Origin of the sequence: Pararoseomonas baculiformis (assembly GCF_017813395.1) — a bacterium.
Taxonomy (GTDB): Bacteria; Pseudomonadota; Alphaproteobacteria; order Acetobacterales; family Acetobacteraceae; genus Roseomonas; species Roseomonas baculiformis.
On record NZ_JAGIZB010000021.1, the window covers coordinates 15,989 to 39,737 of the forward strand.

Genomic DNA, 23,749 nt, shown 5'->3' on the forward strand with positions numbered 1-23,749 from the left:
CGATCACAGGCCGCGAGGCGCGATCGGCGGGAAGCTGGGCGGCGCCGAAAGCCCGGGGGGCGGCGGGGCGGTCAGTTCGGCGGGCGGGGCCTCAGGTGCGGCCTCGTCCATGCGTGGCGCCTCGGTGCCCGGCACCAGCAGCGTGGCCGGGCCGGCGCCGATGGGCGGCGCGGGAGCGAGGCGCGGCGGCGGCGGCGGCGCGGCGGGAACCACGGCTGCCCCCTCGGTAGGCGGGCGCTCCGGAAGGGGACCGCCGGGTGGCTGGGGATTGGCCGCGGCGGCCCGGTTCGCGGCGAGGAGGCTGGACAGTTCCGCGCGGATGCCGGCGGGCCCGCGATCCGGGCGCTGCGGAACGCTGCCCAGCTTCGGGCCCGGTTCATCCAGCCCGGGCGGAAGCGGCCGGCCCTGCAGAGCCTCGCCCGAGATCTGCCGGTAGAACTCGAAAGGTCCCTCGGCCGGGGAACCCACACAGCCCGCGAGGGCCAGCAATGCGGTGCACGCGGCCATCCGCATGGCCGGGCGCGCTTGTCTCGCTCCCTCCCGGTCCCTAGCTTCCCTGTACCGGACGGAAACCATCCGGGACGGCATGGCCTGCTCTCGCATTGCACGCTCCTCTCCCGGGGGGTTTGCCGCAGAATGGCGGGCGGCGGAAGCCGGAGAACGGGACGCCGGGTTTCGCCGGCGCGGCATGTTGCGGCCGGGACCGCCAGCCCGGACCAGGGAGAGGACGCGAGCATGAGCAGGAAGCCGCAGACGGGCCGGACCCCGCCCGAGCTGGCGAAGGCCGGCGCCGCGGCGCTGGGCGGCCCGGCCGAGGGCAGCCCCCCTGCCCCGCGCAAGGGCAAGCCCGCCGTGAATCCCGCTGTGGAGAAGGATTTCGCCGCCGCCGACCAGGCGCCGATGGTGTTGGCCCACCCGCCCGGCGGGACCGTTCCGGCGGTGGAACCCGATGCGGCGCGGATCGCCATGGCGGTCGCCGATGGCGCCCCTGCCCCGGAACCGGTTTCTGCCCCGCAGCCACGGGCGGCTGAGCCGCCCCACGCTGCCGAGGCGCCTGAGCCAGCCCGCGCTGCCGAGCCGGCCCGCCCGGCCCCCGAGGAGGCCCCGCAGGCACCCCGCGCCGCGGCCCAGCCTCCCTCCACGCCGGCCGAAGCCGGGTTCCGCCTGCCCGATCCCGCCCTGGTCAGCCGCACCATGGCCGATGTGGCGGAGCGCGGGCAGCGCATTGTCGCCGAGTTCCTGCGCCGCCAGGGCGGCGCCGAAGGGCCGCCCAATCCCGATCCGCTGAATATCGGCAGCGCCTTTCTGGACATGACGACGCGGTTGATGACGAACCCGGCCCGGCTCATGCAGGCGCAGATCGGCTTCTGGCAGGATTACCTCACGCTCTGGCAGAACACCGCGCGCCGCATGCTGGGCGGCGCGGCCGAGCCGGTGATCGCGGAGCGCAAGGGCGACAAGCGCTTCAAGGATGACGCCTGGCGGGAGAACGAGGTCTTCGACTTCATCAAGCAGTCCTACCTGCTCTCCTCGCGCTATGTGACCAATCTGGTGCATGGGGCGGAGGGGCTGGAACCGAAGGCCGCGCAGAAGGTGGATTTCTACACGCGGCAATTCGTCGATGCGATGAGCCCGACCAACTTCTGGCTCACGAATCCCGAAGTCCTGCGCAAGACCGCCGAGACCGGTGGCGAGAATCTCCTGAAGGGGCTGTCCAACCTGCTCTCCGACCTGGAGCGCGGAAAGGGCAAGCTGCGCATCAACATGACCGACGAGAGCAAGTTCTCGATCGGCGAGAACATCGCGGTCACGCCGGGCAAGGTGGTCTATCGCAATGCCCTGATGGAGCTGATCCAGTACAGCCCGACGACCGAGACGGTACTGAAGCGGCCATTGCTGATCCTGCCGCCCTGGATCAACAAGTTCTACATCCTGGACCTGCGCCCGAAGAACTCCTTCGTGCGCTGGGCCGTCAGCCAAGGGCACACTGTCTTCATCTGCTCCTGGGTGAACCCGGATGAGAGCCTGGCCGAGATGGGCTTCGACGACTACATGCGCCTGGGCCCCTATGCCGCGCTGGAGGCGATCGAGAAGGCCACCGGCGAGCGGCAGGTCAATGCTATCGGCTACTGCCTCGGCGGCACCCTCCTGGCCTCAACCCTCGCGCATATGGCGCAGAAGGGGGACGACCGGGTTGCCTCGGCCACCTTCTTCACGACCATGCTGGATTTCGAGGAGGCGGGTGAGCTTGGCGTCTTCATCGACGAGGAGCAGCTGCAGGCCATCGAGGCCAAGATGAACCAGCGCGGCTATCTCGAGGGCGCCGAGATGGCGGATACCTTCAACATGCTGCGCGCTAACGACCTGATCTGGTCCTTCGTGGTGCAGAACTACATGCTGGGGCAGGAGCCCTTCCCCTTCGACCTGCTGTTCTGGAACGGCGACTCCACGCGCATGCCGGCCAGGATGCACAGCTTCTACCTGCGCCGCATGTACCAGCAGAACGACCTGGTGAAGCCGGGCGCCATCGAGTTGGACGGGGTGGCGTTGGATCTGCGTGAGATCCGCACGCCTTCCTATGTGCTGGCCACGCGGGAGGACCACATCGCGCCGTGGAAGAGCAGCTATCGCGCCACGCAGATCTTCTCCGGGCCCGTGCGCTTCGTGCTGGCGGCCTCAGGCCATATCGCCGGCGTGGTGAACCCGCCGGAGAGCGGCAAGTACAGCCATTGGGTCGGCACCGGCCCGGCGCCGGAGAGCCCGGCCGAGTGGTTCGAGCACGCCACGGAATTCGCCGGTTCCTGGTGGCCGGATTGGCAGCGCTGGATCACCGCGCAGGACCGCAGCATGGCTCCGGCCCGCCAGCCCGGTGCCGGCGCGCTGCCGGCGCTGGAGGACGCACCCGGCAGCTATGTGAAGGTGATGGCCGGCGACTGACCGCACCCTCCCCCGGCCCGTCGGGCCGGGGGAAGCCCGCCTTCAGCTTTCCCCGAGGCCGAGTTCCTCCTGCACCAGGCTCACCCAATAGGCGGAGCCAAGGGCCAGCGCGGCGTCGTTGAAGTCGTAGAGTGGCGTGTGGACATTGTGGAAGCTGCCATCGGGGTTCACCCCGTTGCCGATCCGCATGAACACGCCCGGCTTTTCCTGCAGCATGAAGGCGAAATCCTCGCCGCCCGTGCTCAGCGGTACTTCGCCCACCTTCGCGGCACCCACCAGCGCCGCCGCGGCGGCCTGCGCCACCGGCACCTTCTCCGGCGCGTTCACCGTCGGCGGGCAGAGCGGCTCATAGGTGAACTCCGCCGTGCAGCCATGGGCCGCAGCCAGTGTTTCCGCCAGTTCGCCCAGCCGGCGGCGGATGATCGCCTGCGCCTCGGTCTGGAAGTAGCGGGACGTGCCGCGCACCACCACTTCCGCCGGCATCACGTTGGGGGAGTTGTAGGCACCGCCGGCCACATGCCCCACGCTGAGCGCCGCATTCTCGATCGGCTTCAGATTGCGCGGCAGGATCGTCTGCACCGCCAGCAGGAAATGACCCAGCACGACGGTCGCGTCCGTCGCCAGATGCGGCGCGGCGCCGCCATGCCCGCCCGTGCCGCGGAAGGTCACGCCCCAGAAGTCGGAACCGGCCAGGATCGGGCCTGGCCGGGTGGCGAACTGCCCCACGGGGATGCCCGGCGAATTGTGCATCCCATAGACGGCATCCACCGGGAAGCGCTCGAACAGCCCGTCCCGGATCATGGCCGGCGCGCCGGTTGCGGCCTCCTCGGCGGGCTGGAAGATGAACTGCACCGTGCCGGCGAAATCCCGATGCCCGGCCAGATACCGGGCCGCGCCCAGCAGCATGGCCGTGTGCCCATCATGCCCGCAGGCATGCATCTTTCCCGGCACGGTGGAACGATGGGCGAAGCTGTTCTGCTCCTCGATGAACAGCGCATCCATGTCGGCGCGCAGGCCGATGGCGCGCTGGCCCGGCCGGCTGCCCTGCAGCGTGCCCACCACGCCGGTGACGCCCACCTTCTCCGTCACCTCCAGGCCCCATTCGCGCAGCTTTTCCGCCACCAGGGCCGCGGTGCGCACCTCCTCGAACCGCGTTTCGGGATGCATGTGGATGTCGCGGCGGATCGCGATCAGCTCATCGGCATAGGCCTGGATTTCGTCGAGGATGGCTTGGCGCAGCATGAAGGTCCTTCCGGATGATTCCGCGCGCGATGGTGCCAGAGGCGCAGCGCAACCTCCACATGGCCCGGGATGCGTGGGGCGGCTACTCCCCGGCCGCGCTCGGCACGTCCTGCATCACCGGGGCATGCAGCGCCGGCTGCGGGATGGCGGGCGTTACCGCCTGCGGCCCGGGCACCGCCTCCGGCGCCTGGCTCAGCGGCACCAGCACCTCGCAGACCAGCCCGGTCCGCCGCCAATCCAGGCGTACCTCGCCGCCCAGCTGCCCGTGCACGGTGCCGTCCAGCACGCGCGAGCCGAAGCCGCGGCGCTTCGGCTTGCCGGTGACGGGCGGGCCGCCCTGCTCCGCCCAGCGCAGGCGCAGCACCGAAACCTGTTCCCCGCCTTCCTCGACCCCCCAGGACAGGTCGAGCCTTCCCTCCGCGACCGAGAGGGAACCGTATTTCACGGCGTTCGTCGCGAGCTCATGCGCCACCATCGCCATGGGCTGCGTCACCGTGGCCGGGAGGGAGACAGGCGGCCCTTGCAGGCGCACGCGCCGGTCCTGCCCCTCAAGGAAGAGCCCCAGCTCCCCTTCCAGAAGCGTGCGGAGATCCGCGCCGGCCCAGCTGTCCCGGGCCAGCAGGGTCTGCGCACGCACGAGGGCAGCGACCCGCCCCTCGACCGAGCGGACATAGCTCGGCACATCCATCGCCGAGGTCAGCCGCAGCATGGCCTGCACCACGGCAAGCGCGTTCTTCGCCCGGTGGTCCACCTCGCGCGAGAGAAGGAGCTGCCGCTCCTCCGCCGCCTTGCGCTCCGTGATGTCGAGCGAGACCCCGGCCATGCCGACCGGCGTGCCATCCGCGGCATGGATGGCGCGGCCGCGCACCTGCACCCAGCGCGTCACCCCGTCCAACCCCATGGCGCGGTACTCCGCGTCGTAGTCCAGGCGCTCGGCGATCGATCGCGCCATCGCCTGCTGAACCCGGTCCCGGTCATCGGGGTGGATGGCGGCCAGCAGGTCGGCATAGGCAAAGGGTGCCCCGGGCGGGCGCCCGAAATTGGCCTGGCAGGTGGCGGAGGCCTTCAGGACGAGGGTGCGCAGATCCAGCTCCCACGCCCCCAGCCGCCCGGCATCAAGGGCCACGCGCAGCCTCGCCTCGCTCTCCCGCAGGGCAGCCAGGGCCTCGCGCTGCCCGCGCCGGGTGCGCGCCTCGGCCAGGGCGCGCCGGATCGCGACCGGCAGGCGGGCCAGGCGCTGCTTGAGGATGTAATCGGTCGCCCCCTGGCGCACCGCCTCCACCGCCTCCTCCTCGCCCAGCGTGCCGGAGACGAAGATGAAGGGCGTGTCAGGCGCGATCTCGCGCGCCATGGCCAGAGCCGCCATGCCATCGAAGCCGGGCACCACGTAATCCGCCAGGATCAGGTCGAAGCCCCTTTCCAGCAGCGCGGCCGCATAATCCTCCCGCGTGACCACGAGCTGGATGGCGCAGCCGAGGTCCGAGCGGGCCAGCTGCTCCTGCACCAGCTCCGCGTCGATCGGGCTGTCCTCAAGATGGAGGATGCGGCAGGGACGGCCATCCATGGCGGCCGAACCGCTCATTCCGCCGCTCCCGATTCAGGCGATCCGGAGTGGGTGGGTGGCGGCTCGTTCAGCACGGCCCAGAAGGCACCGATGTCACGAATGGCCTCGAAGAACTCGCGGTGCCCGACAGGCTTCACCACGAAGGCGTTCACCCCCAGCCCGTAGCTCCGCACCAGATCCTGCTCCTCGCGCGAGGAGGTGAGCATCACCACCGGCACCTGCCGCGTGCGTGGTTCCGCGCGGATGCGCTCCAGCACCTCCAGCCCGTCCACGCGGGGCAGCTTGATGTCCAGCAGGATCACCACCGGCAGGGGCCCGGGCATGGAATCGGGCGCGTTGCCGAGGCGGAACAGGAAGTCCAGCGCCTCCACCCCGTCCCGGGCCACCTGCACCGGGTTCGCAAGGCGGCTTCTTTCCAGCGCGGCCAGCGTCAGCTCGATATCGTTCAGGCTATCCTCGACGAGGAGGATTGGTCTCAGCTGCGCCATCTCACGGGTCCTGGTCCGGAAGCACGCCCGAGCGAGGAAGCGTGAAATGAAAGGCGGCGCCCTCGCCGAGCTTTCCCTCGGCCCAGATGCGGCCGCCATGCCGCTCGATGATGCGCCTGACATTCGCGAGGCCGATACCGACCCCTTCGAACTCCTCGGCGCGGTGGAGGCGCTGGAACACGCCGAAGAGCTTGTGCGCATAGGCCATGTCGAAGCCCGCGCCATTGTCCCGCAGGTGAAAGACGGCGTCCTCGCCGGTCAGCTCGCCCTGCAGCTCGATCACGGCGGGGTCACGCCCGCGCGTGTATTTCAGCGCATTCGAGAAAAGATTCTCGAACACCTGCCGCAGCATGGCCGGATCCGCGCGCACCATCGGCAGGGGCCCGATCCGCCACTCGATGCGGCGCCCTTCCATGTCGGGCTCCAGGCTCCGCCGCACCTCGGCGATGATCAGTCCCGGATCAAGCACCATCGTCACGAGGGCGGTGCGCCCCATCTGGGAGAAGTTCAGCAAGGCGTCCACCAGACGCCCCGCCGTCTCCGCCGCCTCGACGATGGTGCCGAGATAGCGCTGCCCCCGCTCACTGAGCTGTTCCCCCTCCCGATCCCGCAGCAGCTCGGCGAAGCCGACGATGTGCCGAAAGGGCGCCCGCAGGTCGTGGGAGACGGAGTAGGAGAAGGCGGCCAGCTCCTTGTTCACCCGCTCCAGCCGGCCGGTCAGCTCGGCGCGCTCCTCGGCCGCCCGCAGCACCACGCCCATGATGGCGGTGCGGAGGTCGCGCGCGGCCTCCACCTCGGCCGCCGACCACGGCGCCGAGCGCTTGCGGACCGTCTCGGCCCAGGCCGCGAAGGAGCGCCTGGGGTGCAGGCGGGTGGGCTCGGGTTCGGCGGGCTTGCGGGGATCCCCACCCCAGGTCACCGTCCGGACCAATTCCGGCCGGAACCAAAGCAGGAAGCTCGGGTAGAGCTTGGAGACGGAAACGGCGAGCAACCCGCTCGCCACATCCGCGCAGGATTCCGTCCATGGCAGCAGGTTGGAGAGGCAGCTCGTCTCCAGCACCTCGGGGCCGCCCTGCTCCGCGAGCCAGGCCGCAATGCGGCGGACCTCAGCCTCGGGAGGCGTGCGGCCCGTGATCCGGCATCCGCTCTCCGTCACCACTGCGGCACCGGCCGCGCCCGTCAGGGTCAGCAGGTCCGCCGGAACGGCCAGCAGCCCTTCCTCAAACTGGAGCGCCTCGGCCATCCGGGCGAGCAGACGCCCCTCGAGCCCCTTCAGCCGCGCCCGGGCTTCCGAATAGGCGAGTTCCTCGCTCGCGGCGATCCGCACGGCGAACATCTGGGCGACCAGGTCGCAGGCGTTGCGCGTAGCGAAAGGCACACGGCGCGGCGTTGCATTGTGGCAGGAAATGAGGCCCCAGAGCGAACCGTCGGCGCGCAGGATCGAGACGGACATGGAGGCGGGCGTGCCCATGTTCCGCATGTATTCGAGATGCACGGGCGCCACGCTGCGGAGCGTGGAGAAGGTGAGATCGAGCGGCGGGCTGGACGGCGCGTGCAGGATCGGCACGGGCCGGTAGTCCACATCGGCGATGAGGCGCTGCGGGTTGAGCTGGTACAGCCGCCGCGCCTGGGCCGGGATATCGGAGGCGGGGAAACGCAGGCCGAGATAGGAAGGGAGCCGCCCGTTCCCGTCCTCCGCCATCACGATGCCGTCCCAGTTCGCCTCGAAACGATAGACGAGAACCCGGTCGAAGCCCGTGATGCGGCGGACGGCCTCGGCTGCGGCACTGGCGAGCTGCTCCGGCGACGCAACACGCCCGAGCCGGGCGAAGGCGTCGCGCACGCCGGGATAGAGGACATCCATCGGCGTGGGGGAATCGCCGCTGCCGCAGGCCTCCTCCTCGAATTCGAAGACCACATGGCCGTCCGGCGCTAGATGGCCGATCGCTTGGTAGTATTGCCCTCCTGGCGTGTGGAGCCGCCCGAGTTGCATCGGCCCTGCCGCGCCGAGGTGCCGCACAGCAGCCAGAAGGGATTCCGTCGCCGGCCCGGCCAGGATCTGGTCGAGAGGATCACCGATCCGCCCCTCCGGCTCCGCCCCGATCGCCGCGACCGCGCCCTCGCTGGCATGGGTCAGCAGGAGGGACTCCGCCGAGAAGGCGAGCAGATGCCCATGCGGCTGGATGCTGCCGGGGACATGAATCGGCAGTCTGTCACAACCCAGAATCGGGTCGGCGCCGGACGGTTCCTCTTCGGCACGCATTACGGCGTGGCTGCTCCTTGGTGGAAACATGTTCTCAAGGCTTCAGCGGTCCATCCATCGCGAGGGCGCAAGGAGCATTAGCCCGTCTGAAATGGACGGGCCAATCTCGAGATGGTGTCTGATCGCGATCCCGCACATCACGAACTGCGAACCGCGCCGCCCACCCCTTGCCGTGCGGGCTGGTCAGATCCCGAAGGGCAGCGCGCCGCGCCCGCCCCGCTCCGGCGGGACTGGGGTGTTGAAATCGGCCGCCCAGCCATTTGTCTCATCCAGCAGCCGCACGCGCTCGGCAAGTGCGGCGCTGGCGATCTCGCCCTGTGGCAACGGGCCCGGATCGCCGAGCCGCCCCAGCGTCGCCGCCCCGCCCCGGGGAAAGAGACTGGCCGCCAGCACCTGCTCGGCTGCGCCCCGGCTGCCAGCGGCCAACGCCCGGTGGGCCGAGGCCAGCGCTGCCGCGAGGCGCGGCGATGCGGCGAGAGGGTCCGCGCCCAGGGCACCGCGCATCTCGTCCCTCGCCAGGCCGATCGCGGCCCGCAGCTCGCGCGGAATCGGCGCCCAGCGAGGATTGCTCATCAACTCCACCGCCAGCCATTCGAGCAGCGCGGCCGCACGGGCCACGCGGGCGGGCTGGCCGGAAAGGCCGCTATTCGCGCCCTGAAGGTCCTGCGCCAGGGTGCCGATCGCGGCCCGGCCGGGCTCCAGCGATGCCGGCAACAGGCCGGGCGGCAGGGACCAGGCATGGCTCGGCCGGCTCAGCTCCGCGCAGGCGGCCAGCGGGGCGAGGGCGAGGAAGGAGGCCAGGGCGCGGCGTCGGGTGGTCGGGGGAATCGGTGCCATTGGGCCGCAGAATGCCTCGCCTGCCGCCGGACCGGAATTCCCGCCTGCCGGGGTAGCCGGAATCGGTGCAGGTTGTGCTCTGCGTGCTTCAGGGGGACCGGCGGGGCTAACCCCCAGCCGTCCCTTCCCTCAGGCCGGCGCGGTGCTCCTGTGCCAGTTCCACATAATGGGCCGTGGTACGGTCCCATCCGGCACGTTCCTCTGCCGACATGACGCGGACGAAGCGCGCGGGCGCGCCGACCCACAGCTCCCCAGGCCCGATCACCTTGCCCGGCGGCAGCAATCCCCCGGCCCCGAGCATCCCGCCTTCCTCGATCACCGCCCCGTCCAGCACGGTGGCGCCCATTCCGACGAAGGCGCGGTCCTTCAGGGTGCAGGCATGGATGATGCAGGCATGGCCGATGGTGACATCGGCGCCGACCAGCGCGGGCTTCGTGCCGCGCGCCACATGCATGATCGTGCCGTCCTGCACATTGCTGCGGGCGCCGATGCGGATGAACATCGTGTCGCCGCGCAGGACGCAGCCATACCAGACGCTGGCGCCTTCCCCGAGCGTGACATCGCCAATCACGGAGGCGGAGGGGGCCACAAAGGCCCCCTCATGGATCTGCGGCCACTTGCCCCGGAAGGGGTAGAGCGGCCCGCTCAAGCGGCCTTGCCCATACGGTTCGCGGCACCGATCCCGAGCATCAGCTCCAGGTTCTGCACGGCGGCGCCGGAGGCCCCCTTGCCCAGGTTGTCCAGGCGCGCCACCAGCACGGCCTGCTGGCGCTTGGCGTTCCCGAAGACCCGCAGTTCCAGCCCGTTGGTGTTGTTCAGCGCCTCCGGCTCCAGCTTGCCATTCGCCTCGGCGGGCGCCACGCGGACCCACTCCGCGCCGGCATAGTGCTTCTCCAGGGCCGCCTGGAGATCGGCAGGGGCCGGCCTGCCCGGCAGCACATCCAGGTGCAGCGGCACGGAGACGAGCATGCCCTGGCGGAAATCACCCACGCTGGGGACGAAGATCGGGCGACGGGACAGGCCGGAATAGAGCTGCAGCTCCGGCAGGTGCTTGTGCTCGAGAGAAAGGCCGTAAAGCTCGAAGGATGGAGCCCCCTCCCCCTCATAGGCCGCGATCATGGACTTGCCCCCGCCGGAATAGCCCGAAACGGCATTGACCGTGACCGGGAAATCCTTCGGCAGGATGCCCGCTTCCACCAGGGGCCGCAGCAGGGCGATACCGCCGGTCGGATAGCAGCCCGGGTTGGAGACGCGCGGGCTGGCGGCGATGGCCGGGGCCTGGCCCGGCGCCATCTCGGCGAAGCCATAGGTCCAGTCCGGGTCCACCCTATGCGCGGTGGAGGCGTCCAGCAGCTTCGGCGCCTGGCTGCCGAGGCTCGCGGCCAGGGAGGTGGCCTCCTTCGCGGCATCATCCGGCAGGCAGAGCACCACGGCATCCGCCTCGGCGAAGATGTCGCGCTTGGCCGAGGGGTCCTTCCGCAGCTCGGGCGGCAGGGAACGCAGGGCGATATCGGCTCGGCCCTGCAGTCGCTCGACGATCTGCAGCCCGGTCGTGCCGGACTCGCCATCGATGAAGATGCTCGGAACGCTGCCGGACTTCGTGCCTTGGGCCATCTGGCTCTCCTCTGGGGTGAAATAGGGGCTCGGGGGTGCCGAAACGCAAGAGGGGCGGCCCTTGCGGGCCGCCCCTCCTGATGAACAGTCCTTCGAGGCAGGACCGGCGTGACGCCGGCCCGCCAGCGTCAGCGCTTGCTGAACTGGAAGGAACGTCGGGCCTTCGGCTTGCCGTACTTCTTCCGCTCGACCACGCGCGGGTCACGGGTCAGGAAGCCAGCCTTCTTCAGGATCGGGCGCAGGCCCGGCTCGAAGTTGGTCAGCGCGCGGGAGAGGCCGTGGCGCACGGCGCCGGCCTGGCCGGACAGGCCGCCGCCGGTCACGGTGCACATCACGTCGAACTGCTGGTAGCGGTCAGCCACCAGGAAGGGCTGGGCGATCAGCATGCGCAGCACCGGGCGGGCGAAATACTTCGCGGCCGGCTTGCCGTTGATCTCCACGGTGCCCTTGCCCGGCTTGATCCAAACGCGGGCGATCGCGTTCTTGCGGCGGCCAGTGGCGTAGGCGCGGCCGAAAGCGTCCTTCTTCGGCTCACGGGCCGGAGTGGCATTCTCGGGGGAGGCGGGGGTGCCGGCGACGAGGTTCTTCAGGTCGGCCAGGGAGGTGGCGGAGGTCTGCTCGCTCATATTCAGGCGGCCTTCTTCGCGGCGGCGACGTTCTTGCGGTTCAGCGCGCCAACATCCAGCGGCTTCGGCGACTGGCCCGCATGCGGGTGCTCGGCGCTGGCATAGACATGCAGGTTGCGCATCTGGGCGCGGCCGAGATTGTTGCGCGTGATCATGCGCTCAACCGCCTTCTCGACCAGGCGCTCGGGGAAGCGGCCCTCGAGGGTCTCGCGCGCGGTGCGCTGCTTGATGCCGCCGGCATAGCCGGTGTGCCAGTAGAAGGTGGACTGCTCCGCCTTGTTCCCGGTCAGCCGCACGCGGTGAGCATTGATGATCACCACATGGTCTCCGCAATCGACATGGGGGGTGAAGGTGGGCTTGTGCTTGCCGCGCAGGCGGGTCGCGACGAGCGCGGCGAGACGACCGAGGACGAGGCCATCGGCGTCGATCAGGATCCAGTCCTTCTGGACCTCGGCCGGCTTGATCGAGCGGGTCTGGGTTTCGAGCATGATCCGTGTGTTCAGTCAGTAAGGTGGCGCCGCATATGGCTGGCGCGCTGCCTAAGGTCAAGGAAAAGATGTGTGGTAGCGCAATACCACAGGCAGATACCCCCTGTCCCGTATCGGGTTTCCGCATGGTTTGACCCGGACCGGATCGCGCCTATCTGCCCCTCCTCATGCGCCGCCGCGTCCTCCTCATCCTCCTGCCGGTCCTTGCCCTGCTGCTGTTGGTGCTGCCCCGGGCTGTCATGCTTCCCCCGGCCTGGAATCCCCTTGCCCCGCTGGACCTCCGGGAGCCGCCCGGCCTTCTCACCCGCTACAAGCTCTCGCGCATGGCGCGGGAACCCGGGCTCTGCGCCGCTTCCTTCGCCCATTCGGGGATCCCGCTCCAGGCGCTTCCCACGCAGCCGATCCGCGATGGCTGCGGCATCGCAGAGCCCGTGCGCCTGCCCACCGAGCTGCGCCTCTCCCCCAGCGTCCCGGTTGTGAACTGCCCCTTTGCGGCTGCCTGGGTGATCTTCGAGCGGCATGGGCTGCAGCGCGCGGCCGATCGGGCGCTAGGCCAGCAGGTTACCGGGATGCGGCATCTGGGCAGCTACAATTGCCGCAACGTCTACCATCGTGAGGGCGGGCGGCGGAGTCAGCACGCCACCGCGAACGCCCTGGATATTGCCGGCTTCACCATTGCCGACGGGCGCAGCATCGGCCTGCCGCGGGACTGGGACGGGCCGCCGCCCGCCAACACCTTTCTGCGAGCCGTCCGCGACGAGGCCTGCCGGGTCTTCGGCGCCGTGCTGGGGCCGGACTACAACGCCGCGCACCGGGATCACTTCCACCTGGACCGGGGAGGATGGGGCGTCTGCCGATGATCATGCCGCATGACCAGCCCGCGGAAGCCGGTACGGGGCCGGCGACGGGCCTCGCCCGCGCCGGTCGGGTCGCGGTGATCGGCGCCTCCGGCCGTTCCGGCGCCGCGCTCTGCGCCTCCCTGGCGTCGCGACGCCTGCCCTTTCGCCCCGTGGTGCGCGATGCCACCCGCTGGTCCGCCACAGGGCTGCCCGAGGAACCGCGGATTGCCGAGCTGGGGGATCCCTCCGCCCTGCGAAAGGCCCTGGCCGGCGCGGGCTCCGTCGTGTCCTGCGCCCATGCGCGCCATGCCCCGGCGATCCTCGCCGCCGCGCCGGAAGGGGCACCGGTGGTGCTGCTGGGCAGCACGCGGCGCTTCTCGAAATGGCGGGACGAGCACGGGGACGGGGTTCGGCAGGGCGAGGCCGCCCTGCTGGCCAGCGGCCGGCCCGGCGTGATCCTCCACCCCACCATGATCTATGGCGCGGAGGGCGAGGACAATGTGCAGCGCCTGGCCGCGCTGCTCCGCCGGCTGCCCCTGGCCCCGCTCCCGGGCGGCGGCCGGGCGCTGGTGCAGCCGATCCACCAGTCCGACGTGACCCGGGCCGTGATGGCGGCGCTGGGGCGCGAATGGGCGGAGCCGCAGGCCGTGGTGATCGCCGGGCCGCAGCCGCTGCGCTATGCCGATTTCCTGCGCGCCGTGTGCCGCGCAGCCGGCTTCCGGCCGCCCCCGGTCGTTCCCCTGCCGCTTCCCCCCCTGCTCGCCGCCGCCGCGCTGCTGCGCATGGTGCCGCACCTGCCCCGCATCCGAGCGGCGGAGCTTCGCCGGCTGACCGAGGACAAGGCCTTCGATACCGGCCCGATGCGCAAGCTGCTCGGCTTCGAGCCCATGGGACTGGAGGAGGGGCTGGCCCTCACCTTCGCGGCGCGCTAGCGAGCAGGGTCAAGCCTTTCGGCCACCGGAGCCCTTCATGCCTATCATCAACCGCATCGCCGAGTTCCACCAGGACATGACCGCCTGGCGCCGCGACTTCCACCAGCATCCAGAGCTGAACTTCCAGGAGGTCCGCACCAGCCGCATCGTGGCGGAGAAGCTGCGGGAGTTCGGCTGCGACGAGGTGATCACGGGCATCGCCACGACCGGCGTGGTGGGCGTCATCCGGGGCCGCGGCGAGGGCGGCGCGATCGGCCTGCGCGCCGACATGGACGCGCTGCCGATCCATGAGGAATCCGGCGCGCCGCACGCCTCGCAGACCCCGGGCGTGATGCATGCCTGCGGCCATGACGGCCACACGACCATGCTGCTGGGCGCCGCGCGCTACCTGGCGGAAACACGCAACTTCTCCGGCACGGCCTACATGATCTTCCAGCCCGCCGAGGAGATGGGCGGCGGCGGCGGGGTGATGGTGAAGGAGGGGCTGTTCGAGCGCTTCCCGATGGACCGCGTCTATGGCCTGCACAACTGGCCGGGCGCCCCGGAGGGCGTGTTCCTGTGGCGCGTCGGGCCCGTCATGGCGGCGGTGGCCGATATCCGCATCACCATCACCGGCAAGGGCGCGCATGGCGCCATGCCGCACCAGGGGAACGATCCCATCGTGATCGCCGCACAGATCGTCACCGCCCTTCAGTCTGTCGTGGCCCGCAATGTGGAGCCGGTGGAAGGCGCCGTGATCACGATCGGCAAGATCGAGGGTGGCATGGCCTTCAACGTGATCCCGGAGGTCGTGAACCTGCGCGGCACGGCCCGCTGGTTCCTGCCCGAGGTAGGCGACACGCTGGAGACGAAGGTGAAGGCCCTTGCCACCGGCATAGCCGAGGCCTTCGGCGCCCGGGCCGAGGTGCATTTCGACCGGATGTACCCCGCCACCATCAACGAGGAATCCTCGGCTGGCCTGGCCGCCGATGCCGCCCGCGCCGTGGCCGGGGATGCGAAGGTGCACATGCTGCCCAAGCCCACCATGGGCGGGGAGGATTTCTCCTTCATGCTGAACGCCAAGCAGGGCGCGTATCTGATGCTCGGCGCCGGCCGCACCGAGGAGGACCCGCAGGTGCACCACCCCCGCTACGACTTCAATGACGACATCCTCCCGGTCGGCGCCTCCTGGTGGGCGACACTGGTGGAGCAGCAGCTGCCCCGGAAGGGCTGAACCCGCCGGGAAGGGGCCGCTCAGCCCGGCCCCTTCCCCGCCTGCTGGACGACATGGGGCATCAGCGCCGCTTCCAGCTGCTGATGCGCCGCCTCTAGCGCATGCGCGGCCTCTCGCAGCGCCTCGTCGCCGAAGTGCCTCTCGGCGCGCAGGATCTCCAACCAACCCATGCCCCTCGCGGCGCGCAGGGCCTCCATGGCCTGATGCGCGCGGCGCAGATGCCCCTCATCCCCGCTGGCCATCACCGGGCCCGTGAACTGCAGGCCCATATCGGTGCCCCGCACCCAGCGCCTGAGTGCCGGATAGGTCGAGCCGTCATTGAGCCGCAGCGCCAGCAGCTCCGGCACCTCAACCGGGCTGCTGAAGCTCACCCGTGCGCCATTCGACGAGATATCCAGAACAACGCAGTCGATCGCCGCGCCCCCGAACACCACCTGCGCGCTCTTGAGCACCCGATCACGCCGCCCGCGGCGCTCATGCCGCTGGCCACCGGTCTCCTGCTGTTCCAAGATGCTGCCCCCCCGCATGCCATGCCCCGCCCCTCACGGGATCACAGAGCGCCCTGCCCCGCGGCGCCGCGCCACCATAACGCAGAGCGGAAAGGCGGGCACGGGGATCCGTCCGCGCAAGCGGGCTTTGTCCCGTTTGCCTCGGCGTTCCCGCCGGGCATTGCTGCGTCCAAAGGGTAGTTCCAGACCCCGGCGCCAGTCCTGTTTCCCTCAAGGAGACAGGTCCGCATGCTTCGACGTACCGCGAAGGGAGTGCGGCATCGAACTGGGACGCGGGCCAGAGGCGCGCGCATTTCGGCCGCTTGGAACGGCATGTGAGGCCGGGCTTCGGCGCCGCCCCCATCGCCTATTCTAGCCATGGGGTAGATCAGTGGGAGAACCCTTACCAACGACCTGCTGCCCGTGCTGGAGCGCAACCGCCAGATTGCGTCCAAGCTCGCCAGCCCGCTCGGCACAATGGGGACCGGCGCCTTCAACCGCTTCCATCCGCCCTCCGAAAAAGCCGTCATCTGCCACGCGATATTGAGACATCGCGCCGCGCACCGGCTGCCACCAGACCAGGGCGGCTGGAGCCTATTCGATACATCCAGGCCGCGGCGATGCAGGAACTACCCTATGTCCCCACAGGCCAGTACCTGTACAAAACAGCCTGTCGCCGTAGGCTGGCCGATGTGCCCGACGGACTCCTTGTCTTCTGGGGCATCCGCGCCGCGCAAAGGCGCGTGCCGTGCTGGGCACCCCGCCCGGCACGGCCCCCCCTTCCCCGCCGATGCCTGCTGGAGACAACCATGTCCGTGCTCGACCAAATCCGCCGCTACCATGATGAGCTGACCGCGATCCGGCAGGATCTGCACGCGCATCCCGAGCTCGGCATGGAGGAGCACAGGACGGCGGGCATCGTGGCGCAGCAGCTCGAGGCCATGGGGATCGACGTGCATCGTGGCGTCGGCGGCACGGGCGTGGTCGGCGTCCTCCGCAATGGCCCGGGCGGATCCGTCGGCCTGCGCGCGGATATGGACGCGCTACCGATGGATGAGCTGACCAACCTTCCCTACTCCAGCCGCAGCCCGGGCCGGATGCATGCCTGCGGCCATGACGGCCACACCACGATGCTGCTCGGCGCCGCGCGCTACCTGGCCGAGACACGCAACTTCTCCGGCACGGTGAACCTGATTTTCCAGCCCGGCGAGGAGGGCTGCGGCGGCGCCCTGGCCATGCTGGCGGACGGGCTGCTGGAGCGCTTCCCCTGCGACAAGCTCTACGGCATGCACAACGCCACGGGGCTGGATGTAGGACAATACGCCATCGGCGCCGGCCCCTTCATGGCCGGCGGCTCCTTTTTCGACATCACCATCGAGGGCCGCGGCGCCCATGGTGCGCGGCCGGAGGCAAGCATCGACCCGGTCCTCACCGCGTTCCATATCGGCGCGGCCCTGCAATCGATCGTCGCCCGCAATCTCTCCCCGCGGGAAACGGCGGTGGTGAGCGTCACCAAGGTGGTTGCGGGGGACGCCTACAACGTTATCCCGCAGAGCGCCGTGCTTTCCGGCACCGCGCGCTTCTTCCGCAAGGAAGTGGCAATGGAGATCGAGGCTGCGATGCGTCGCCTGGTGGAAGGCGTGGCGGCTGGCTTCGGTGCCACCGCGCGGCTGGAGTTCCGCCTGATCTTCGCTCCCACCGTGAACGACGCCACCCGCACAACGGAGCTGGCCGACGCGGCCGCGGATCTGGTGGGCGATGCGCTCGTGAACCGCAACCGCGCCCCGGTGATGGGATCCGAGGATTTCAGCTTCATGCTGGAGAGGGTGCCGGGTGCCTACATTCATGTTGGCAACGGCCCCGGAGCCCAGGCCCACAACCCGCATTACAACTTCAACGACGAGGCCATCCCATATGGCGCCGCGCTCTATGCGCGGGTCGTGGAACGGATGCTCCCCAAGGGCGCCGCAGGCTGAAAGCCCGCCCGTGGCCGCCCGGTAGTGCTGAGAACGTCGCCCAAATGTGGCTCTTGGGCGTTACTCGGGCCATCGCGAAGCCCCTGGTATCGGACGACCTCTGGGCGGGGTTAAGCCGTTCCTGCCGCGCGGGCGCAGAAATCGAAGGACGAAACCGGCGGATCTGGCGCAGGCAGCTGATGGCCTGGGTGAGTGTCGTTGGGGCGAGGTGCAGGCCGGCGCGGCGTTCGTAGCCGGGCGTCGTGCGCTGGCAGTGGTTCAGCCCAGGAAAGCTTCGCTCGGCAAGCGAAGACGGCCCGCTCCGCTTCAGCTTCAGCAAATCGGCAGAGGCCTGCGCCAACACGGCAGCGCCCCGGTCACCCAACCGTCGCCAGTGGAGATCGCCGCAGCAAGCCAGGCCGGATCCGAAGTTCATGACATTGGTGACCCGGCCGCAAATCGAACACTCCCCCGACGAGGGCTACGCGGCCAGGGGCGCGAGGGCGGCCACCCATCTACTCCTTCACCCGCACGGCAGCAGCGGCGGGGCCTAAGCCAGAAGGCGCCAGGAGAGAGAGGCGCTGCCTCTCATTAAGGGCTCACGGCAGGTTGGTCGTTGGCGTGAATCGCTCGTTACCTCGCGATCAGGAGTGCTCAAAAGCCTCTGTTCCTCAGCTGCCTCCCCAGACCGGACACAAACCCTTACGGCGGAAATTCTTGTAATCCTGCGGTCTCAGAAGCCTTACCCGTCTCATTCCGCTTTCGGAATGCTCGACTGGACCGCGCCAGAGAACAACCAAGTTTCCTTGAATGGCTGAGTAGCCAGCGTTTCAAGAGTGGGCGCCGTCCCCCTCTGCCAGCCGGCGATCTCCGGACCATGTATCGAGGGTCATGTCACGACCACCTCGTCCCTCATCATCTTTTCGCAAGGTTTCCTACCTGTGAGGCAAACAGACTTGCTGGCACGGACCTGCAGCACGTAGACTCCACCGTCTCCCGAGCTGGGCCGGTTCAAGCTTTTATGGACGTATGCTGCGCCATAGCCCTCCTCTCCCAAGCTTGGGGTGGCTGGGACGACATGGTTTCTCAACGAAGCATGACTACGGCCTCCGCTCGAAATCATTCAATCTCTCGGGCCAGCCATACGCGTCAGCGGCTGTTAGATTTCGACATCTGCCGGTTGGGTGCAACAGTGCGAGTCAGGGTGTGTGTCGCAGGGTTTCGGCAAAGGTTAGGGACAACCGGATGATTGATAACTTTGCGATCCTGCTCAACACGATTGCTATCCTGGTGATTGTATTGCGGGCGGCCTGGATGGACTCCCGGCTTCCTTGGTTCGGCCCCATACCCACCGGCGACCAACAGAGCGAAGCACCGCAGTCGCAAAATGCGACAGCTGGAGCATCGAGACAGCCAAACAACATCCCGAATTGGCGCGAGCGACGGCAGATGCAGTCTGGCCGCCGCTCCCGCGAGCAGCAGGGCTGACGCCGTGCTCCGTGGCCTGTTCCTCCTCGTAGCTTTTCTTTTCTTTCTGGGTTTGGGGAGCTTGGTGCCATTCGTGGCTAGTCTGGGTTATGTCTGGGTTACAATTGTACGCCCGCAGCACCTAGCCTACGCACTTCTCAACCAAATCCCTGCCTCCCTCATTATGGGGGCATTCGCATTTCTCGTTTACTTTCTTTTGGACCGGCGCGATCCGCCTCGGCCTGGGCTCCTTTTCGCGCTCACGGCGGCCCTGGCATTCTGGATCACCCTGTCCACAGTTGGCTGGGCAGTCGTTCCCGAGTTTGCCTGGGTAAAGTGGGATTGGGCGTTCAAGACGGTCGTTTTCTCCGGACTACTGATGTTCGTACTCCGCTCACGCGTGCAGATCGAAGCTTTTCTACAGGTCTATGTATTCTCCCTCGCGATGCATTTCATTCCGGTCGGGATAAAGGTTTTCCTGAGCGGCGGAGGTTACGGCCGGACCTTGGGCCTTGTGGGCGCGAATGCAGGGCTGGGCGAAGGAGCTACACTCGCGGCTGTCAGTGTGATGGTCGTGCCGCTAATCCTGTTCCTCCGGAAGCACACAATTCTCCTCCCTCGTTGGAATATTGTGCAGCTTGGCTATGCTGGCCTCGTCGTTTTGGCCATCGCCTGTACGCTGGGCACTTATCAGAGAACCGGTCTCGTCGGACTTGCTGTTCTTGCGTTGTTGCTTTGCCTCCGGGCGCGCCGCAAGGTCCTGAGCGTCTTTCTCTGCGCCGTTGCAGCCGGGGTTGCTTCACTGATTACATCAGATGCGTGGACAGAACGCATGGAAACCATAGCGGACAGCAGGAATGAGGCGTCCGCATTTGGCCGGCTGCTCGTCTGGCGTTGGACCTTGGACTATGTGATGACACACCCATTAGGCGGTGGCTTTGAAGCATATATGATTAATGAATTCATCTCACCGCCCAATGCGACGCGGCAGGAGCCAATCGTTATCACCGGGAAGGCCTTCCACAGTGTGTATTTCGAGATGCTCGGCGAGCATGGCTGGGTCGGCCTTTTTCTCCTACTCGGCCTGATCCTCGGGTCGTTCCTCATCCACCAGAAGATTTTCCGGCAGACGCGTGGTGTCCCGGGGCTGGAGTGGTGCCAGGACCTTGCAAGAGCGCTGCAGGTCTCGCTCGCGGTCATGGCCGTCTGCGGGGCATTCATCGGCGTCGCATTCCAGCCCATGCTCTACTTCCTCTTCGCCGCGACCGCGGCCCTACAGCACCATGTGAGGCGGTCTCTCGTTCCGGCATCGGTCGGCGCGAACCAACGAGCAGCGGCTCCCTCCGCGCCCTGGCGAGCTGTGCCGCAGCTACGATGGAAAGCGCGGTGACGCGGCCCGTGTCGTCAGCAGAAGCCGCTGGCCTGGGAAGGCAGCATATGTTGGCTCTCACGAGCGTTCGTGGGATCGCGGCCTGGTGGGTGGTCCTTTACCACTTCAGGGAGGCGCTGCCGGCGGCCACCCCCAGCTGGCTGTTGGACGTTGCGGCTCGTGGTTACATGGCCGTCGATTTCTTCTTCCAGTTAAGCGGCTTCATTCTTGCCTACACCTATAGCCGAAGCTTTGGACAACCCAGCTTCAGCTCAGCCCGCGAATTCTGGGTGGCACGGTTTGCCCGGATTTATCCGCTGCATGCCTTCCTTCTGCTCCTTTTCCTGGCAAATCCGATTGCGATCGCCTTGTTTTCGTCAGAAGGAACCATTGGGGAACGCTACAATCTCGGCTACTACCTTCTGAGCTGGGTTCTTGTGCAGAACTGGGGCTTCGTTGGATACCTGGCCTGGAATGTTCCGGCATGGTCCATCAGCGTGGAATGGATGGCGTATCTCACTTTTCCCGTTCTGGCTTTCGTTCTCGTGAAATATGTCACAGCCCGGGTCGCTCTTGTTGCCACGTTCCTCGGCACTTACACATTGCTCGTCGCATTGTGGAACTATCTTAATGTCGGGCTGGGAGACAATATCCCGCAGCTTGGCCTCATGCGATGCCTGCTTCAGTTTTCGATGGGCATGATCCTCTACAGGATCCATGCGCTGTCGAGTGCATCGGCCACTCGAGATGATCTTCTCGCAATACTCGGAATGGGGCTGCTGGGACTGGCGATTGGCTCCGAGGGCATCCGGGATTACGTCGCTGTACCCATCGCCTCGTCCCTGATAATCTACGGCCTCGCGTCACAGGGTCGTATCGCATCTGCGCTCGGCGCCATCACTGCCCTTGTTTGGATAGGGGAAGTCTCCTACTCCACCTACATGTCCCATTACTTTATAAGGGATTGGGTCCGCTTTCTCCTCGTCGGGGCGGGGCAGCCTTCGCTTTTCGCGCTCGCCGTCTATATGTGCCTTACACTTCTGGCATCCAGTCTCCTCTACCGGTTTGTGGAGCAGCCGGGCCGGTACTGGTTGCGGCGCTTGGGCCGACAGCGGATCAGAGCCAGTTCTTAATAGCCCATGTCGTTTGCGCGCCTGGTCCCATCCCGAGGATCAGGCTGCACTCTTATCGTTTTGTCTGACTTCTTGATCTGGACTGCAGTGGCTTTCAGTCTCGGGTTCCGCAACCCGATTGAAGCCCTTCCTTGTTCCGGTGCCGCTGCGCTTCTTCGTCCCAGTTGATCAGGCGTCTTTCGCAGCGTCGATCATAACCGCCCGCCATATCTCTGCTGGCAGGCCTCCACCCGAAACACCCAGCATGGGCTGATTATCGCTATTACCGAGCCAAACGCCGGCCACGTAGTGCTGGGTAAAGCCGACAAACCAGGCGTCCCGGTTAGCCGTCGTCGTCCCGGTCTTGCCCGCGGCCCAGAAGCCTGGATTTGCCGCCCTGCCGGTTCCGCGCTGCACGACGCCAGCCAGCATCTGGCGCATCATCTCAGCGTGCTGCGGCCTTATCACCTGCCGAATTTCAGAGCGCGTCGGTCGGGTCCGCGTCAATAGCTCGGCCTCTTCCGAGTCCTGCACGCGCAGCACGGCATAGGGCATGACCATGCTGCCGCCATTGGCAACGCTAGCAAAGGCGGCGGTGAGATCGACCAGCCTGGCCTCGTAGGTGCCGAGCGCCAGGTCGCCGGCCGCTCCCTCCACCTCCCGGCCGGGATTCAGCCTCTCGATCACCTCCCGAACCTCCGTGGTATTCTGCATCGCCAGGCGGACCGCGGCCGTGTTTGACGACTTTTCCAGGGCTTCGGCGAGGCTGATGTCGCCGCGATAGCGGCCGTCGAAATTCCGCACAGGCCGGCCGCCCAGCATCAGGGCTGCGTCGCTCACCTCGGTGTCGGGCGTGCTGCCTTCCTCAAGCGCCGCGATATACACGAACAGCTTGGCCACCGACCCCGGTTGCCGCTTGGCCTGCGTGGCATGGTCGAATTCCTTGCGCCTGTAGTCGCGCCCACCCACCATCGCCACCACCGCACCGTCATACCGCATGACGACAATGGCGCCTTCCGAAATCTGCTTCGCCTCGGCATTCTGGCGCAGGGCTTGCTCGAGGTGTTTCTCCGCCGCCGCTTGGATCCGCAGGTCCAGCGTGGTCGTGACAGTCCTTGTCCCCTTTCTTCCGCTGACCCTGGAGTTCGCGTTGGCCTCGCTCTCGGCCCAACGGGCAAACCAGCCGAGCTGCGTGCTGCGTGGATAGACCCCTCCCCAGGCTGACTTGGAGGCTGCCACAACCACGCGCTGTGCCTTGGCACGATCCGCCGCGCGCCGGGTCACGTAGCCAGCATCCACCATCTGCTCGATGACCCGGATGCCCCGGTCGCGCGACAGCTCGAAGTTCCTGTGGGGATTGTAGCGGTTTGGAGCGGGCAGCAGCCCGACCATCATCGCGGCCTCGAGCACGCTGAGGTTGCGGGCGTATTTGCCGAAGTATACCCGTGCCGCGGCCTCGATGCCGTACGCGCTGCCGCCGAAGAACACGCGGTTCAGGTAGACGAAGAGGATGTCCTCCTTGCTCAGATTACGTTCGAGCAGGGGCGCCAGCACCGGCTCCTCCAGCAGCTTGCGGATGATCGGGCTGTGTTCCTTGAGATAGATTTCCTTAATGGTCTGCTGCGTCAGCGTGCTGCCGCCCTGGGTCCGGCCGCTGATGGTCGACCAGACCGCGCGCGCCATCGCACGCGGGTCCAACCCCCAATGTTCGTAGAAGCGACGGTCCTCGCTGGCCACCAAGGCGTCGATCAGGTGCTTCGGAAGCTGCGCGAACGGCACAGGGGGCCCGTAATATGCTCCTCGCGCTCCGATGAACTCGCCTTGCTGGCTCAGCAGCCGCACGCCGTTCTCGCGGTTGTCTGTGATCAGCCGGCTCGCATCGGTCAGTTCGATTGCTTCGGCCTGGCGAGGGGCAGCGGCCGCCAGACCGAGCAGCGCGAGGAAATGCCTCCGGTCGAGGGTGCCTTCCGTGAACGCGGACAATGCGGGTGCAAGCCTCCTGCCAGGGTGGAATGAGCCCTCCGGCGCTGAGGCTATTTAGGGCAGGTCGCGGCCTGAAGCCGAACACTCAGCAAAATGTGCACGTAAGCCCCGCCTTTCAACAAGGTTGGAGGGCGTGGCTTGCGGCAAGATTTGCGCCGAAGAAACCGCCGCCCCAGGCCCGTGAAGCAGGGCCGGTCAAGGTGTCTGGCGGTGTCCATCTCCGCGATAGCAGGACCAGCTCTCCAGAGGAGCTGCCGCCCCACCAGGGCGTCGCCCTGGACCTGCCCGGGAGACTGGCACCGCTCCCCAAAGCCCCCGCGATCCGCTTTCCC

20 protein-coding genes are annotated in these 23,749 nt (G+C 67.8%); 8 read left to right on the forward strand and 12 right to left on the reverse strand.

What is annotated here, in order from left to right; translation table 11 throughout:
• Positions 1–3 precede the first annotated feature (3 nt).
• Entirely contained in the window at positions 4–507 is a 504-nt protein-coding gene (locus tag J8J14_RS18710; protein ID WP_209381073.1) for a hypothetical protein, read from the reverse strand.
• A gap of 228 nt (positions 508–735) precedes the next feature.
• Here J8J14_RS18710 and J8J14_RS18715 point away from each other — a divergent pair, with 228 nt between their 5' ends.
• Complete coding sequence (locus J8J14_RS18715; RefSeq protein WP_456307528.1) at positions 736–2,937, forward strand: PHA/PHB synthase family protein; 2,202 nt, start codon at positions 736–738, stop codon at positions 2,935–2,937.
• Positions 2,938–2,979: 42 nt separating this feature from the next.
• Here J8J14_RS18715 and J8J14_RS18720 read toward each other — a convergent pair whose 3' ends face one another.
• From J8J14_RS18720 to rplM, 9 genes are all read right to left on the reverse strand, one after another.
• Positions 2,980–4,179 carry a M20 aminoacylase family protein gene (locus tag J8J14_RS18720; protein ID WP_408896310.1) on the reverse strand — a complete coding sequence of 400 codons (1,200 nt, stop codon included), beginning with the start codon at positions 4,177–4,179 and terminating at the stop codon, positions 2,980–2,982.
• 82 nt (positions 4,180–4,261) lie between these two features.
• Positions 4,262–5,761, reverse strand: coding sequence for an HWE histidine kinase domain-containing protein (locus J8J14_RS18725; protein ID WP_209381074.1), 1,500 nt, complete (start codon positions 5,759–5,761; stop codon positions 4,262–4,264).
• Entirely contained in the window at positions 5,758–6,231 is a 474-nt protein-coding gene (locus tag J8J14_RS18730; RefSeq protein ID WP_209381075.1) for a response regulator, read from the reverse strand. The genes J8J14_RS18725 and J8J14_RS18730 overlap by 4 nt, the downstream gene beginning before the upstream one ends.
• A gap of 1 nt (position 6,232) precedes the next feature.
• Complete coding sequence (locus J8J14_RS18735; RefSeq protein WP_209381076.1) at positions 6,233–8,494, reverse strand: ATP-binding protein; 2,262 nt, start codon at positions 8,492–8,494, stop codon at positions 6,233–6,235.
• A gap of 183 nt (positions 8,495–8,677) precedes the next feature.
• Complete coding sequence (locus J8J14_RS18740) at positions 8,678–9,331, reverse strand: hypothetical protein (protein WP_209381077.1); 654 nt, start codon at positions 9,329–9,331, stop codon at positions 8,678–8,680.
• A gap of 106 nt (positions 9,332–9,437) precedes the next feature.
• Entirely contained in the window at positions 9,438–9,980 is a 543-nt protein-coding gene (locus J8J14_RS18745; RefSeq protein ID WP_209381078.1) for a gamma carbonic anhydrase family protein, read from the reverse strand.
• On the reverse strand, positions 9,977–10,945 hold the full coding sequence (gene argC / locus J8J14_RS18750) for an N-acetyl-gamma-glutamyl-phosphate reductase (protein ID WP_209381079.1): 969 nt from the start codon (positions 10,943–10,945) through the stop codon (positions 9,977–9,979). The genes J8J14_RS18745 and argC overlap by 4 nt, the downstream gene beginning before the upstream one ends.
• Positions 10,946–11,073: 128 nt before the next feature.
• Entirely contained in the window at positions 11,074–11,571 is a 498-nt protein-coding gene (gene rpsI, locus J8J14_RS18755; protein ID WP_209381080.1) for a 30S ribosomal protein S9, read from the reverse strand.
• A 2-nt stretch (positions 11,572–11,573) separates the two neighbouring features.
• A complete protein-coding gene (gene rplM / locus J8J14_RS18760; RefSeq protein ID WP_209381081.1) occupies positions 11,574–12,059 on the reverse strand; it encodes a 50S ribosomal protein L13 in 486 nt (161 codons plus the stop codon).
• Positions 12,060–12,226: 167 nt separating this feature from the next.
• Between rplM and J8J14_RS18765 the strand changes: the two genes are divergently transcribed.
• Genes J8J14_RS18765 through J8J14_RS18775 form a run of 3 tightly spaced genes read left to right on the forward strand, consistent with a single transcriptional unit; the run spans position 12,227 to position 15,043 of the window.
• The gene (locus J8J14_RS18765) at positions 12,227–12,919 is read left to right on the forward strand and encodes an extensin-like domain-containing protein (protein WP_209381082.1); all 693 of its coding nucleotides are present in this window, start codon (positions 12,227–12,229) and stop codon (positions 12,917–12,919) included.
• Positions 12,920–12,921: 2 nt separating this feature from the next.
• On the forward strand, positions 12,922–13,830 hold the full coding sequence (locus J8J14_RS18770; RefSeq protein ID WP_408896326.1) for an SDR family oxidoreductase: 909 nt from the start codon (positions 12,922–12,924) through the stop codon (positions 13,828–13,830).
• Between the two features lie 37 nt (positions 13,831–13,867).
• The gene (locus tag J8J14_RS18775) at positions 13,868–15,043 is read left to right on the forward strand and encodes a M20 aminoacylase family protein (protein ID WP_209381083.1); all 1,176 of its coding nucleotides are present in this window, start codon (positions 13,868–13,870) and stop codon (positions 15,041–15,043) included.
• A gap of 20 nt (positions 15,044–15,063) precedes the next feature.
• Here J8J14_RS18775 and J8J14_RS18780 read toward each other — a convergent pair whose 3' ends face one another.
• Entirely contained in the window at positions 15,064–15,552 is a 489-nt protein-coding gene (locus J8J14_RS18780) for a PilZ domain-containing protein (protein ID WP_209381084.1), read from the reverse strand.
• Between the two features lie 788 nt (positions 15,553–16,340).
• Here J8J14_RS18780 and J8J14_RS18785 point away from each other — a divergent pair.
• The 4 genes from J8J14_RS18785 to J8J14_RS18800 all read left to right on the forward strand — a co-directional run bounded on the left by J8J14_RS18785 (position 16,341) and on the right by J8J14_RS18800 (position 21,455).
• Complete coding sequence (locus J8J14_RS18785; RefSeq protein WP_209381085.1) at positions 16,341–17,507, forward strand: M20 aminoacylase family protein; 1,167 nt, start codon at positions 16,341–16,343, stop codon at positions 17,505–17,507.
• 1,224 nt (positions 17,508–18,731) lie between these two features.
• Positions 18,732–18,974, forward strand: coding sequence for a hypothetical protein (locus J8J14_RS18790; protein ID WP_209381086.1), 243 nt, complete (start codon positions 18,732–18,734; stop codon positions 18,972–18,974).
• Positions 18,975–18,978: 4 nt separating this feature from the next.
• On the forward strand, positions 18,979–20,343 hold the full coding sequence (locus J8J14_RS18795; RefSeq protein WP_209381087.1) for a putative O-glycosylation ligase, exosortase A system-associated: 1,365 nt from the start codon (positions 18,979–18,981) through the stop codon (positions 20,341–20,343).
• Entirely contained in the window at positions 20,340–21,455 is a 1,116-nt protein-coding gene (locus tag J8J14_RS18800) for an acyltransferase family protein (RefSeq protein WP_209381088.1), read from the forward strand. Before J8J14_RS18795 ends, J8J14_RS18800 begins: the two co-directional genes overlap by 4 nt.
• 168 nt (positions 21,456–21,623) lie before the next feature.
• Here J8J14_RS18800 and J8J14_RS18805 read toward each other — a convergent pair whose 3' ends face one another.
• Positions 21,624–23,417: a transglycosylase domain-containing protein gene (locus J8J14_RS18805; RefSeq protein ID WP_209381089.1), complete on the reverse strand. Its 1,794-nt coding sequence runs from the start codon at positions 23,415–23,417 to the stop codon at positions 21,624–21,626.
• Positions 23,418–23,749 lie beyond the last annotated feature (332 nt).

What these genes read in the sequence shown, in the direction of transcription:
- J8J14_RS18710 (WP_209381073.1), bottom strand. Translation starts at nt 507, where the DNA reads ATGGCCGCGTGCACCGCATTGCTGGCCCTCGCGGGCTGTGTGGGTTCC.
- J8J14_RS18715 (WP_456307528.1), top strand. Translation starts at nt 736, where the DNA reads ATGAGCAGGAAGCCGCAGACGGGCCGGACCCCGCCCGAGCTGGCGAAG.
- J8J14_RS18720 (WP_408896310.1), bottom strand. Translation starts at nt 4,179, where the DNA reads ATGCTGCGCCAAGCCATCCTCGACGAAATCCAGGCCTATGCCGATGAG.
- J8J14_RS18725 (WP_209381074.1), bottom strand. Translation starts at nt 5,761, where the DNA reads ATGAGCGGTTCGGCCGCCATGGATGGCCGTCCCTGCCGCATCCTCCAT.
- J8J14_RS18730 (WP_209381075.1), bottom strand. Translation starts at nt 6,231, where the DNA reads ATGGCGCAGCTGAGACCAATCCTCCTCGTCGAGGATAGCCTGAACGAT.
- J8J14_RS18735 (WP_209381076.1), bottom strand. Translation starts at nt 8,494, where the DNA reads ATGCGTGCCGAAGAGGAACCGTCCGGCGCCGACCCGATTCTGGGTTGT.
- J8J14_RS18740 (WP_209381077.1), bottom strand. Translation starts at nt 9,331, where the DNA reads ATGGCACCGATTCCCCCGACCACCCGACGCCGCGCCCTGGCCTCCTTC.
- argC (WP_209381079.1), bottom strand. Translation starts at nt 10,945, where the DNA reads ATGGCCCAAGGCACGAAGTCCGGCAGCGTTCCGAGCATCTTCATCGAT.
- rpsI (WP_209381080.1), bottom strand. Translation starts at nt 11,571, where the DNA reads ATGAGCGAGCAGACCTCCGCCACCTCCCTGGCCGACCTGAAGAACCTC.
- rplM (WP_209381081.1), bottom strand. Translation starts at nt 12,059, where the DNA reads ATGCTCGAAACCCAGACCCGCTCGATCAAGCCGGCCGAGGTCCAGAAG.
- J8J14_RS18765 (WP_209381082.1), top strand. Translation starts at nt 12,227, where the DNA reads ATGCGCCGCCGCGTCCTCCTCATCCTCCTGCCGGTCCTTGCCCTGCTG.
- J8J14_RS18770 (WP_408896326.1), top strand. Translation starts at nt 12,922, where the DNA reads ATGCCGCATGACCAGCCCGCGGAAGCCGGTACGGGGCCGGCGACGGGC.
- J8J14_RS18775 (WP_209381083.1), top strand. Translation starts at nt 13,868, where the DNA reads ATGCCTATCATCAACCGCATCGCCGAGTTCCACCAGGACATGACCGCC.
- J8J14_RS18785 (WP_209381085.1), top strand. Translation starts at nt 16,341, where the DNA reads ATGTCCGTGCTCGACCAAATCCGCCGCTACCATGATGAGCTGACCGCG.
- J8J14_RS18790 (WP_209381086.1), top strand. Translation starts at nt 18,732, where the DNA reads ATGATTGATAACTTTGCGATCCTGCTCAACACGATTGCTATCCTGGTG.